Annotated in this window: 12 protein-coding genes; 6 read left to right on the top strand and 6 right to left on the bottom strand. The window is 63.0% G+C overall.

Going from position 1 to position 12,178, the window contains the following annotated elements; all coding sequences use genetic code 11:
- Positions 1 to 7: 7 nt before the first annotated feature.
- The 4 genes from AC0NIH_RS28800 to AC0NIH_RS28785 all read right to left on the bottom strand — a co-directional run bounded on the left by AC0NIH_RS28800 (position 8) and on the right by AC0NIH_RS28785 (position 4,350).
- Complete coding sequence (locus tag AC0NIH_RS28800; RefSeq protein WP_473463975.1) at positions 8 to 1,114, bottom strand: ABC transporter ATP-binding protein; 1,107 nt, start codon at positions 1,112 to 1,114, stop codon at positions 8 to 10.
- Positions 1,115 to 1,181: 67 nt separating this feature from the next.
- Positions 1,182 to 2,090 (bottom strand): carbohydrate ABC transporter permease, encoded by a 909-nt coding sequence (locus tag AC0NIH_RS28795; protein ID WP_473463977.1) that lies wholly within the window; start codon positions 2,088 to 2,090, stop codon positions 1,182 to 1,184.
- Positions 2,083 to 3,018: a carbohydrate ABC transporter permease gene (locus tag AC0NIH_RS28790; protein WP_013897044.1), complete on the bottom strand. Its 936-nt coding sequence runs from the start codon at positions 3,016 to 3,018 to the stop codon at positions 2,083 to 2,085. Before AC0NIH_RS28790 ends, AC0NIH_RS28795 begins: the two co-directional genes overlap by 8 nt.
- Positions 3,019 to 3,084: 66 nt before the next feature.
- Positions 3,085 to 4,350, bottom strand: a complete 1,266-nt coding sequence (locus tag AC0NIH_RS28785) for an ABC transporter substrate-binding protein (protein ID WP_473463980.1) — start codon at positions 4,348 to 4,350, stop codon at positions 3,085 to 3,087.
- 220 nt (positions 4,351 to 4,570) lie between these two features.
- Between AC0NIH_RS28785 and AC0NIH_RS28780 the strand changes: the two genes are divergently transcribed.
- Positions 4,571 to 5,701: an ROK family protein gene (locus AC0NIH_RS28780; protein ID WP_474025086.1), complete on the top strand. Its 1,131-nt coding sequence runs from the start codon at positions 4,571 to 4,573 to the stop codon at positions 5,699 to 5,701.
- 13 nt (positions 5,702 to 5,714) lie between these two features.
- On the opposite strand, the gene AC0NIH_RS28775 is transcribed toward AC0NIH_RS28780, so the two are convergent.
- Positions 5,715 to 6,536: a substrate-binding domain-containing protein gene (locus AC0NIH_RS28775; protein ID WP_473463985.1), complete on the bottom strand. Its 822-nt coding sequence runs from the start codon at positions 6,534 to 6,536 to the stop codon at positions 5,715 to 5,717.
- Positions 6,537 to 6,579: 43 nt separating this feature from the next.
- Here AC0NIH_RS28775 and AC0NIH_RS28770 point away from each other — a divergent pair, with 43 nt between their 5' ends.
- From AC0NIH_RS28770 to fghA, 3 genes are all read left to right on the top strand, one after another.
- The gene (locus tag AC0NIH_RS28770; RefSeq protein ID WP_023764669.1) at positions 6,580 to 6,729 is read left to right on the top strand and encodes a hypothetical protein; all 150 of its coding nucleotides are present in this window, start codon (positions 6,580 to 6,582) and stop codon (positions 6,727 to 6,729) included.
- 45 nt (positions 6,730 to 6,774) lie between these two features.
- Positions 6,775 to 6,936 (top strand): FCD domain-containing protein, encoded by a 162-nt coding sequence (locus AC0NIH_RS28765; RefSeq protein ID WP_287270980.1) that lies wholly within the window; start codon positions 6,775 to 6,777, stop codon positions 6,934 to 6,936.
- A gap of 241 nt (positions 6,937 to 7,177) precedes the next feature.
- Positions 7,178 to 8,023: an S-formylglutathione hydrolase gene (gene fghA / locus AC0NIH_RS28760; protein WP_473463990.1), complete on the top strand. Its 846-nt coding sequence runs from the start codon at positions 7,178 to 7,180 to the stop codon at positions 8,021 to 8,023.
- A 304-nt stretch (positions 8,024 to 8,327) separates the two neighbouring features.
- Here the strand turns inward: fghA and AC0NIH_RS28755 are convergent, their stop codons facing one another.
- Positions 8,328 to 9,611, bottom strand: a complete 1,284-nt coding sequence (locus tag AC0NIH_RS28755; RefSeq protein WP_473463992.1) for an NAD(P)/FAD-dependent oxidoreductase — start codon at positions 9,609 to 9,611, stop codon at positions 8,328 to 8,330.
- A 381-nt stretch (positions 9,612 to 9,992) separates the two neighbouring features.
- Between AC0NIH_RS28755 and AC0NIH_RS28750 the strand changes: the two genes are divergently transcribed.
- Together AC0NIH_RS28750 and hisD are read left to right on the top strand one after the other, a co-directional pair.
- Positions 9,993 to 10,766 (top strand): SDR family NAD(P)-dependent oxidoreductase, encoded by a 774-nt coding sequence (locus AC0NIH_RS28750; RefSeq protein ID WP_352710161.1) that lies wholly within the window; start codon positions 9,993 to 9,995, stop codon positions 10,764 to 10,766.
- Between the two features lie 82 nt (positions 10,767 to 10,848).
- Positions 10,849 to 12,171, top strand: a complete 1,323-nt coding sequence (gene hisD / locus AC0NIH_RS28745) for a histidinol dehydrogenase (protein ID WP_473463995.1) — start codon at positions 10,849 to 10,851, stop codon at positions 12,169 to 12,171.
- Positions 12,172 to 12,178 lie beyond the last annotated feature (7 nt).

Genomic DNA, 12,178 nt, shown 5'->3' with positions numbered 1-12,178 from the left:
GTTGGGGTCAGATCAGGCGTTGGGTCGTCGGGTCGAACAAGCACGCACGCGCCATGTCGATACCGAGCGTCACCGTCTCACCCATGCGTGGCGTGCTGTCGGGGTCGAAACGACCGGTGATCTCCTTGCCGCCCAGACGCAGAACGGCCATGGTCTCCGCGCCTGTCGGCTCGACCAGTTCGACCACGGCATCGATTTGCGCGATGCCTGGCTTGCGACGCTGAAGATCGGGATCGAACCGGTAGATGTGCTCCGGCCGGATGCCGAGCACGACCTGTCGCGGCGTACCGGCGGCAAGCGTCTGGATGATCGACAGGCTGGCCGGCTTGCCTTCGGCGGTCTGCAAGGCAACGGTGGGGCGACCGCCTTCCTGGCTCAGTTCGACCGGCAGGAAGTTCATCGCCGGCGAACCCATGAAGCCCGCGACGAACATGTTGGCCGGACGGTTGTAGATCGTGGCCGGCTCATCGAATTGCTGGACCTCGCCCTGATGCATCACGGCGATACGCGAGGCGAGCGTCATCGCCTCGACCTGATCGTGTGTGACATAGACCGTCGTCTTACCGACGCGGTGATGCAGCTTCTTGATTTCGGTACGCATGTCGACGCGCAGCTTGGCGTCGAGATTGGAGAGCGGCTCGTCGAACAGGAACAGTTTCGGATCACGCACCAGCGCCCGGCCCATCGCGACGCGCTGGCGCTGGCCGCCCGAAAGCTGTCCGGGCTTGCGCCCAAGCAGCGGTTCGATCTGCAGGAAAGCTGCAACCCGCTTGACGGCCTCGTCCTGCTGCGGCTTCGGCACGCGGCGGCTTTCCATGCCGAAGGTGATGTTCTCTCGCACCGTCATCGTCGGGTAAAGCGCGTAGGACTGGAACACCATGGCGATGTCGCGGTCCTTCGGCGCAACCGAATTGACCAGCCGGCCGTCGATGCGGATCTCGCCGGAGGTTACGGTTTCCAGCCCGGCGATCATCGCGAGCAGGGTGGACTTGCCGCATCCGGATGGTCCGACCAGCGCGATGAACTCGCCGTTCTGCGCCTCGAGATCGATGCCCTTCAGCACCTCGACCGCGCCGAAGTTCTTGCGCAGGGATCGGATGGTCAATGTCGACATGCGATGCCCTTCTTGCCGGTCGGAGCGATCGGCGACATGAGACAGGCTCCGCTCATTTGATCGCGCCTCATTTGATCGCACCCTGGGTCAGGCCGCGGACGAAATACTTGCCGCCGAAGAGATAGATCAGCAGCGGCGGCAGCGCGCCGATCAGCACGGCGGCGCTCATGACATCGTAGGCGCGTACATTCGTGCCGCTTGCCGTCAGCGCGACGAGCGCGGCCGTGATCGGCTGTTGCTGCCCGGAGGTGAAGACGACACCGAACAGATATTCGTTCCAGATGCCGGTGAACTGCCAGATCACCGTGACGATCAGGATCGGTGAGGAGAGCGGGAGAATGATCTTGCGGAAGATGCGCCAGAAGCCTGCGCCATCGATGCGCGCCGCCTTGATGAGATCGTCGGGGATGCTGACGTAGTAGTTGCGGCAGAACAGGGTGGTGAACGAAATGCCCTGGATGACGTGGATGACGATGAGCCCGTAGGTCGAATTGCTGAGGCCCAGATTGCCGAGGATGAACGCCCAGGGCATCAACGAAATCTGGCCTGGTATGAAGACGCCGAGCAACATGCAGGTGAACAGTGCTTCCGAACCCTTGAAGCGCCATTTCGACAAGATGTAACCGTTCATCGCGCCGACCGCCGTCGAGATGATCGTCGCCGGGATCGTCATTTTCAGGGAGTTGTAGAAGTTGCGCTGCATGCCCTCGCAGGTGCCGCCGATGCAATAGGTGCTCCAGGCCTGGCCCCAGGCTTCGAGGCGGAAGCTGCGTGGCAGCGAGATCAGCCCGTTGCGCGCGATCTCTTGCTGATCGCGGAATGAATTCAGCACCACGACCAGCAACGGGACCAGGTAGATCGCCGCGAAGACAACCAGCAGCCCATAGATGACGAAGCGGGTGAGGAAATGCCTGCGCGTCGCGACTGCGGCGGCGCGATGATCATGCGACTGGTCCAGCGCTGCGGCGTCAGCCATGGCCGGCTTCCTTGCGCCGGCGCCAAACCACCCAGAACGAATAGGGCACCAGCACGACGGCAAGAGCGGCAAGCATCATGATGGCCGCCGCCGCACCTTCGCCGATCTGGCCCCGTTGGAACATCAGGTCATAGACGTAGATGGCGGGGAAGGTGGTCGAGATCCCCGGTCCCCCTTTCGTGAGGGCCGCCACGAGGTCGAAGGTCTTGATGGCGAACTGGATCTGGATGACGGCGACCGCCAGGAAGATCGGCGCAATCGTCGGCAGAAGCACTTTGCGATAGATGCGGAAGGTCGATGCGCCGTCGATCTGCGCGGCCTTGACGAGGTCCGAATCCACCGAGCGCAGACCAGCCAGGAACAGCGCCATGGCAAAGCCCGAGGATTGCCAGACACCGGTGATGATCACCGCGTAGATCGCGTAGTGCCGGTCGCTGGCGAGTGCGAAACTGAAATTCGTCCAGCCCAATCCGCGCACCATCGCCTGGATACCGTCGGTCGGGTTGTAGAGCCAACTCCAGACCGTGCCGGTTACGATGAAGGAGACGGCCAGCGGATAGAGGAAGATCGTGCGCCAGACCGCTTCGCCGCGCACCCGCTGGTCGATCAGGATCGCCAGCAGCAGTCCCACGGCCATCGAGCCGACGATGTAGAAACCGCTGAAGAAAAAGAGGTTGTTGTAGGCGATGTTCCAGCGCCGGTTCGCCCACAGTGACGCGTAATTGTCCAGCCCGACGAAGCCATAGGTCGGAAGCAGCGAGGAGTTCGAGAGCGAGATGTAGAGCGTCCAGCCGGTGAACACGAAGACGTAGACGAAGCTCGCCACGAGGGAGGGGCCGAGCACCAGCAGGGGCATCGCCGAACCCAACCGCTGCCGCCAGGGGCGGGCGGGCGCCGGGACCGATAGGATCAGGTCGTGATTTGACATCTGGAGCGCGGGACTGGGATGGAGGATGGCCGGGTGCTGATAGAAATTGCGCCCGGCCGTTCCCGTCTACTTCTGTGCTTCTGCCGCGTCGGCCATCGCATTGGCGCCGTCCTCGGCTGACATGTCGGGCGTCGCCACGAACTCGGTGATGGAGTCCATGATCGCGCCGCGCATCTTCTGCGGGATGGTCATGTTGTGCGCCATCGAGCGGACCAGCGTGCCGTCCTTGATCGAAGCCTGCAGGTCCTTCTGCGAGAGTTGCTGGCACGGATTGAAGCCCTTCGACAGATCGATATCCAGGCGCGCGGGGATCGAGCCTTTGGCCTGGTTGAAGACCGTCTGGAAATCGGGCGACAGGATCAGGCTGGCAAGCAGCTTCTGGCCGTCGATGTAATCCTGGTCCTTCTGCTTGAAGAACACGACCGAGTCGGAGTTGAGGATGAAGCCGGGTTTGCCCCAATCGGTCGGCGCCTGGGCGCAGACATAGTCGGTGCCTTCCTTGAAGCCGGCAGCGGTCAGCAGGCCGATCGTCCAGTCGCCCATGATGTGGAACGCCGCGTCGCCCTTGCCGACGAGCGCCGACATCGAATCCCAGTCGCGGCCAACCATGCCCGGATCCATGTATTTGGTCGTCATCAGGCGCATCTGCTCGAAGGCCTTGACCATCCCCGGGCTGCGCATGGATTCGACATCGCCTTCGACGAAGGCCTTGCGATAGAGGTCGATGTCCTGGCCATAGAGCACGACTTCGAACACGGTCGAATCCGTCCAGTCGGCGGTCGAATGCGAGATGCAGATCTTGCCTGAGGCGACGATCTTGTCACAGGCCGCGTTGAACTCGGCCCAGGTCTTGGGCATTTCCGCCACGCCGGCCGCCTGCATGACCTTCGGCGAGGCCCAGAGCCAGTTGATGCGGTGGATGTTCATGGGAGCCGCGACCCATTTGCCCGTCGGCTTCATCACCGGAAGCAATTCCGGCGCCACCACTTTCTCCCATCCTTCCGAGGCCGCCAGCTCGTCGAGATCGGCGGTCATGCCGGTCTCGTTCCACTCGGCGATTTCCGGGCCTTTGAGCTGCACGGCAGGCGGCGCATTGCCGGCGATCACGTCGGCACGCAGCTTGGCCAGCGTATTGGCCGTGTGACCGGCGATCGACGTCTGTTCCCATTTGCCGCCCTTGGCGGTGAACATCTCGCCGAGCTTGGCGATCGCCTGGGCGTCCGATCCGGTCGCCCATTGGTGTAGCAGGTTCGTCTTTGGCTCGGCTAAGGCAGCCCCCGTGAAAAAGGTGCACACAGTGGCGGCCGCGAGGGCGGTCATGACGGATTTCATCGTTTCACTCCCATATGGTGTTGCACGGTTCGTATCGACCGCTTATGGCCGCGGTTTGAAGCCGCCGCCGGCGAGACGCGTTAATCTCGAGTTCTTTCCAAGATGACATATTGGCGCTATCAGTCAACGATGTTTATGTTGATCCATGACAAAACCTTCGCTTAGGACCTGGCTGATCGGCAGACCGTCCGCGTCGCCGGAGAGCATGATCGTGCGATGCTTGAGCGAGCGCGGCGTACTCTCCGCGTCGCAGATCACGCACGTCACCGGTCTGGCGCGCTCTACTGTCTCAACCGCGCTCAATGGCTTGAGAAAGTCGGGGATGGTGATCGAAGCTCCGGCCAGCCGCGATGGGATCAGGGGTATCGGCAGACCAGCTGCGGCCTTGACGCTCAATCCGACAGCGGGCACCTGCGTCGGAATTCACCTGGGTCTTCAGGAGATGCGGCTCATCCTTGCCGATGTCTCACATTCCGTCATTGCCGAACAAACTATCCCCATGGCTCTGGACTACCAGCCGCAACAGGCGGCCCAGATGGCCAAATCCGCAATTGCCCAATCTTACGAGGAAAACGGTCTGCCGGTGGCGGGGCTCCTGGGGGTTGGGGTTTCCGTCTCCGGCCCTGTCAGCCGCGATGGAGTGGTGCTGCGCGCGAGCATCGTTCCAACATGGGCCGGCGTCAACATACGAGATGTGTTCGGGCCGGTCCTGGAGCGGCCGATCTTCGCCGACAATGAAAGCAACTGCTCGGCCATTGCGGAGCTGATGTGGGGTGCGGCCATCGGCCAAGATGATTTCGTGCTGTTCAAGATCGATCTGGGCGTCGGTGGGGCTATTGTCCAGCATGGCCGGCTGGTCACGGGCATCGCCGGCGGCGCCGGCGAATTCGGGCACATCAGCATCGACCCCGGCGGCGATCTTTGCCGGTGCGGCAATCGTGGATGCCTGGAGCTCTATGCGAGTTTTGCCCGGCCACTCGAACAGATTTCGCGTATCGTGCGGCGGCAAGTCACGATGGACGATGTCATCACGATGGCCGAGCAGGGCGACATCAGGGCCTTGCGCATGATCGAGGATACCGCCGAGATCGCCGGCCGGGGTCTCGGCTTGATCGGTTCGGTGCTCAATCCGCCGCTTATCATAATCGGGGGCCACATGGCCTTGGCGGGCGACATTCTGTTGACGCCGCTGATCGCGTCCTATGAACGCCACACGCTCATCAAGTCCCGCGATATCGCTCCGGCCCTGCGCACGCGGATCATCGTTGGCAAGCACACCCAGAACGATGCATTGCTGGGCGCGGTCGGCCTCGTGCTGAGACATCAGACGAAGGAACTGTCTCTCGGCTGATCGTCAGTGTCAGTCATCGGCGGGCGACAATCCGCTGACTGCCCGCATCGGAATTGTTCCGGCTCCGATCAATGCGTTGGGAGCTTGAGTGGCGAGCAGCTTTCTCCAACCAAGCGCCGGCTGGAAAACCACGTTGCATGCGCAGTGCCTCATTGATCATGTCGGTAACCGGATGCTCGATACGGGTAAGGCGCGGCTTCAGCCCGCCTGCTCCTGCCACCGTGTCGGTCGAGGCGATCGAAACGTCCTCGGGACAGCGCAGCCCGAGATCGGCAACGCCCCGCATGACCCCGATGGCCATGACACCATTGGCGACGTAGAGGGCGGTTGGTCGGTCTGGCTGTCCGAGCAGATCGCGCGCGACCGAATAGGCGGTGTCTTCGCGGAACTCGCCGGAACGGACATGCCCGGTTTTTGGGGCAAGCCCGCGCGCCGCCATCGCTTCGAGCATGCCTTGCAGCCGGCCGCTGCCCGTCGTCAATTGCATGGGCCCGGTAATCGAACCGATATGGCGGTGGCCAAGGTCTAGGAGGTAGTTGGTCGCCTGCTTGCCGGCCGACAGATTGTCGATGGTGACGGTGTCGACGCCGGCGTCGCCGATCGAACGGCCGAGCAGGACCACCGGCATGCCCTCGAAATCCCGCCGCTGGTAATGGCTTTCGGGTCCCACCGGAACGACCACCGATCCATCGCACCCCAGTGTTCGAATGCGCGAAAGAATGCGTCTTTCGATGTCGGGCTTTTCATCGCTGTTGAACAGCACAAGCGAGTAGCCCCAGGCGGCGACCGCCGCCTCGGCCGCGGTGACGATGCGGGCATAGAACGGGTTTGCCAAGCACGACGGCGTCTATCAGCCGCTCAACAACGCTGTCGGCAGCGTGTGGGACCAGCTCAAGACCATCGACCGCATCAATACCGAGATCGGCGGCAACCTTGACCGCCTGATCATTCTTCACGATTCCGAACGCTGGAAGGGCTTGCCGGTGGTCAAGGAGGTTGAAGGATTCCGCATCGTCAAGGCGGCTTAGCAGATCGTGCAGGGGTTGAATGTTCGCATCGATCAACTGCGCTCGATGACCATAAGTTCGAGCAATCGCCGGGAACCGGCGATAGCCGAAATGACCGCGATCCTGGACGCCATCAAGTCGCGCGACCCCGACAGGGCCGAGGCCGCCGCCCGGCATCATGTCGAACAGGCCTGGTCCATCGCGCAGAAATTGCTGCGCTCGAGATGACCAGCCGTTTGTCATGAGGACCATGCGATAATTTGTCGACACCTAGCCTGTGGACGCCGCGCGATCCGTCAGTCTCGGCGCTTGGGAGCGGCATGCATGCGCCGCCACCGCATGTAGGCTTCGGTTCCCTGGGCTGGAAGGGCGCCAAAGCATGATCCAATCCATCAAGGTTGCCGTGATCCCGACCGATGCCGTAGACAGGCGGCCGTAACGACGTTTTCCAATGGTGGAGAAGAAATACATGTCGGACCAGATGAAGACCATCTCCGTTGCGAAGTCGCACGGCGGTGTGCAGGGCGTCTATTCCCACGCCTCGGATTCCTGCTCCTGCGACATGATTTTTGCCGTCTTCGTGCCGCCACAGGCCCGTGAAAAGCCTTGCCCCGTCGTATGGTACCTCTCCGGCCTCACCTGTACGCATGCCAATGCGATGGACAAGGGGGAATACAGGCGGATGGCCGCCGAGCTTGGCCTGATCGTCGTCTGTCCCGACACCAGTCCTCGCGGCGCCGACATCCCTGACGAGAAGGACAATTGGCAGTTTGGCTGCGGCGCCGGCTTCTACCTCGATGCAACGCAGGAGCCCTATGCGAAGAACTATCGCATGTATTCCTATGTGACCGAGGAATTGCCGGCGTTGATCGCGCGGGAATTTCCGGCCGACATGGCGCGCCAGGCGGTCTTTGGCCACTCCATGGGCGGGCATGGCGCGCTGACCATAGCGCTCAAGAATCCCGGGCGCTTCAAAAGCTGCTCGGCCTTCGCGCCGATCGTGCAGCCGAGCACCGCCGGCTGGTCGCGTCCGGCCTTCGAGAAGTATCTTGGCGCGGACGAGACATCATGGCGGGGCTACGATGCCACCTCGCTCATCGAGGATGGCCACCGCTTCCCGGAGTTTTTCGTCGATCAAGGAACGTCGGACGGATTTCTCAATGACGGGCTGAGGCCCTGGCTCCTGGAAGCGGCCTGCGCGAAGGCCGGCATTGCGCTGACCCTGCGCATGCAAGACGGCTACGACCACTCGTATTTCTTCATCTCGACATTCATGGAAGACCATCTGAGATGGCATGCCCAGAGATTGTCCTAGAATTATCCCCGAGATTGTTTCGAACGATGGTCACTCTCTGCTGAACGGGCATCTGGCTCTCCTTTTCGCCAATGCCGAGGGGCAACCTCGGGACCAAGATCGTTGATGGTCATATGATCTTGGTCGCCTGTTATGATTTTTGTTAATCGGCAAGTGTGCCTATAATTTGGTCGGCCACGCGGTAACGCTACCGAGCGAAAATGGCTGGCTTCGCGTTCGAATATGAAAAGGGCGCGGACCAAAAACGCCCGCAGTCCGGGGCAGGTCGCGGTCCCGGGCCGTCAGGCCGGGCGAACTCTTGGCGTCAGAGGCCGAACCGGTCCTTCAGTCGCCCCGAAAGGATCGCCGCCTTCACGCCGAGCGGCCAGAAGCGGTGAAACCGGATTGGCTTGAGCGGCGATATCGGCATGGGAAACGGCGACGTCTCATCGCCGCGCAGGCGCCGCGCCAGGGCAGCGCCCATCGCCGAGGCCATGGCGACGCCACGACCGTTGTAGCCAAGGCAGATCAGGATGCCGTCCTCCGGCTCGTGAATGTGCAGGAGATGGTCCTTGGTGATTGCGACCCGGCCGTTCCAGCCATGTGTCCAGCGTACCCCGGCAACCGCCGGCCAGAGCCGCAGCGCATAGTCGGTGAGATAGCGAATGGCGGAGGCATCGCCAATGGGCTTCATCGGTCCCCGGCCGCCCATGAGAAGGCGCCCGTCGGCATCGATGCGGTAGTACACGGTGATGTTGCCGGCTTCGTAAAGCACCGGCCTTTGCGGAAGGATCGCGGCCGCGACCGGCGGCGGAAGCGGTTCGGTCGCCGCGATGGCGCTGAACACAGGAACAAGGGACTGCTCAAGCCCTGGCCACAGGGCGCCTGTATAGCCGTTGGTCGCGATAAGCACCTTCTCGGCGCTGATAGCGCCGTTCGCGGTCTTGAGCATCCATCGTCCAGCCTCCCTCTTCAGCGAGAGAACTTCGCTGCCGCCAAATATCCGCGCACCGGCGCCCTGCGCGGCGGCTGCGAGGCCAAGGCTGTATTTCAACGGATGAAGGTCGCCGCCGCGGGCATCGAACATGCCGGATGTATATCTGTCGGTTCCGGTTCGTGCCGCCATCGCCTGTGCGTCCAGCATGTCGACCGGCATGCCTCGCCGCGCGCATTGGGCGGCCGTGGCCCGTGCGGCGGCTTCCGGCTTCGGCCGGATGGCCGCGCGTATGGTGCCGTTCTGCCGCGCCTCGCAGGCGATCGACAGGCGCTCGATGAGACCGAAGGTGAAATCCGGCGCGCCATAGGAGAAGTCGATCATCCGCGGCCCCAGTTCCGGGCCGAACATCGCCTCGATCGTGTCGGGATCGTATTTGAGGCCGGGATTGACCTGGCCGCCATTTCTGCCCGAAGCGCCCCAACCCGGCTGCTGAGCCTCGATCACGGCAACGTCGTCGCCGGCTTCCGCCAAATGCAAGGCGGTCGAAAGTCCTGTGAAGCCGCCGCCGACAATGGCGACCCTTGCCCGCTGCGCGCCAGCGAGCGTCGGATAACTGCCCGTGCCGCCTGCCGTTTCGCGGTAGAGGCTCCTGGGCGGGCTGCTCTCGGACATATTGCGGGCTCTTATGGGCTTGGTGGTGGCGTGACTGCGCCCGTGAGAAATTCCATGAGGGAACGGCAGACCCGCCAATATCGAGCCCGGGCGCGCGGCAATTCAGCATGGCTTTCGGGAAATCACAACAGTTGCGAGAGCGCTGCCATGAAGTGGTCGTTCTCCGACGGAGAGCCGATGCTGACACGCACATATGTGTCGTCATCGGCGGGTTCTCAAAAGCCAGATTTCGCTGCATCCTCTCCCCGGGCAAGCCGGTCGCCCTGCGGAGTGCACTGGTGGACGACGTCACAAATAGCCTAGCCGAAATGGTTTGTATATGCTTGTATATGTAACCTAAGGCCTGTTAGCTTCGAAGCCGAGGCTGCCCAGGAGGATCACATGCGCAATGCTTCTCTCTTCGACCTCGCCGGCAGGAAAGCGCTTGTCACCGGTGCCAGCCGCGGTATCGGGCGCAGCATCGCCGAGGCGTTGAGCGCGGCCGGCGCCGACGTCGCGGTCACGGCGCGCAGCCTGGCCTCCCTCGATGAGACGACTGCGGCCATCCGCGCGGCCGGCGGCGTTGCGCATGCCGTCGCCCTCGATGTCACCGACGTCGGCCGCTGCCGGGCGGCCACTGCCGAGGCTGCTAGCCTGCTGGACGGTCTCGACATTCTCGTCAACAATGCCGGGATGGAAGAAGTGCGGCCCTCGCTCGATGTCGACGAGGCGCTCTGGGACCGGATCGTCGATACCAATCTCAAGGGCGCCTTCTTCTGCGCCCAGGCGGCGGCGCGGCAGATGCGCGACGCCGGACGGCCCGGCGCCATCATCAATCTATGCTCGCTGACGTCCGAAGTCGGCATTCCGACCGCGGTCCCGTACGGCTCGTCCAAGTCGGGCCTGCTCGGGATGACGCGGGCGCTGGCAGCGGAGTGGGCGGATCTGGGCATCAGGGTCAATGCCATCGCCCCGGGCTACTTCAGGACGGCGATGACGGACGTGTTCTACAGCAGCGAGGCGTGGCGGCAGTCGATGTTGGCCAAGATCCCGCAGCATCGTTTCGGCGATCTCCACGACCTGCACGGCGTCGCCGTGTTCCTTGCCTCGGATGCTGCAGCCTACATCACCGGCCAGTCCATTCCGGTGGATGGCGGCTTCCTGGCATCGATCTGAGGCAGCCCGCCATAGGTTCGAAATCAAAGTCTTCCGCAATGTGACCGGCCGGCACGTTGCGTTCCAACAGAAGGAAATTTCCATGTCCGACGTCAGTTTCCGCGATCTGTCATCGCTCGATGCCACCCGGCGGGCCGCCCTTCTGAAACGCGCCGAGGGCGATCTGTCGGTCTTCGTCGAAAAGGTCCGCCCGATCATCCAGGCCGTCAAGGACGAGGGCGACGCCGCCCTGATCCGCTTCGCCAGGGAGCTCGACAAGGCCAATGTGGCCGAAGGCGGGCTGAAGGTGTCGGAAGCCGAGTTCGACGCGGCATTCGACAAGGTCGAAAAGGATGTCGTGGAAAGCATCGGCTTCGGCATCGACAACATCAGGCGCTTCCATGAGGAGCAGAAGCCGGAAACGATGTGGCTCAAGGAGGTCCGGCCGGGCGCCTATGCCGGCGATCGGTACACGCCGATCGCCTCCGTGGCGCTTTACGTGCCGCGCGGCAAGGGTGCATTTCCCTCGGTGACGATGATGACATCGGTACCGGCTGTCATTGCCGGCGTGCCGCAGATCGCGATCGTGACGCCGCCGACAGCGGATGGTTCGGTGGATGCAGCGACCTTGATCGCCGCTCGTCTCGCCGGAGTGAGCACCGTCTACAAATGCGGCGGCGCGCAAGCGGTTGCCGCCGTCGCCTACGGCACCGAAACTGTGCAACCGGCGCTCAAGATCGTCGGTCCCGGCAGCCCGTGGGTGGTGGCGGCCAAGAGCGTGCTGTCCTCGATCATCAACACCGGCCTGCCCGCCGGCCCGTCGGAAGCGATCATCTTTGCCGACGACAGCGTCGACGGTGGCCTTGCCGCGCTCGATCTTTTGATCGAGGCCGAGCACGGCCCGGATTCCTCGGCCTATCTGGTGACCCACAGCCGCAAGGTCGCCGAGGCAGCGCTTGCGGCACTTCCTGAGCATTGGTCGCGGATGACCGAACAGCGCGTCGAATTCTCGCGCGCGGTGCTGACCGGAAAGCGTGGCGGCATCGTGCTGACCGCGTCGCTGGAAGACAGCTACCGTTTCATCAACGACTATGCGCCCGAACATCTGGAAATCCTGTCGAAGGAGCCGTTCGCGCATCTCGGGCACATCACCGAGGCGGCTGAAATCCTGATGGGGCCGCATACGCCGGTGACGCTTGCCAACTTCGTCCTCGGACCAAATGCCGTGCTGCCGACCAGCCGCTGGGCGCGAACCTATGGGCCGCTCTCGGTGACGGATTTCGTCAAGCGCTCGTCGGTTGGCTATGTCACCTCGGCCGCCTATCCGGAACTGGCGCAACACGCCCGCAGGCTCGCCCGCTACGAGGGTTTCAGCTCGCATGAAAACGCGGTCTCGGAGATCCGCGACCGCTACCTTGCCGGCTGAACGGAGG

The organism is Mesorhizobium sp. WSM1386 (assembly GCF_055901595.1).
The sequence above is the reverse complement of the archived record's forward strand: the minus strand, read 5'-3'. Positions and strand labels throughout refer to the sequence as shown.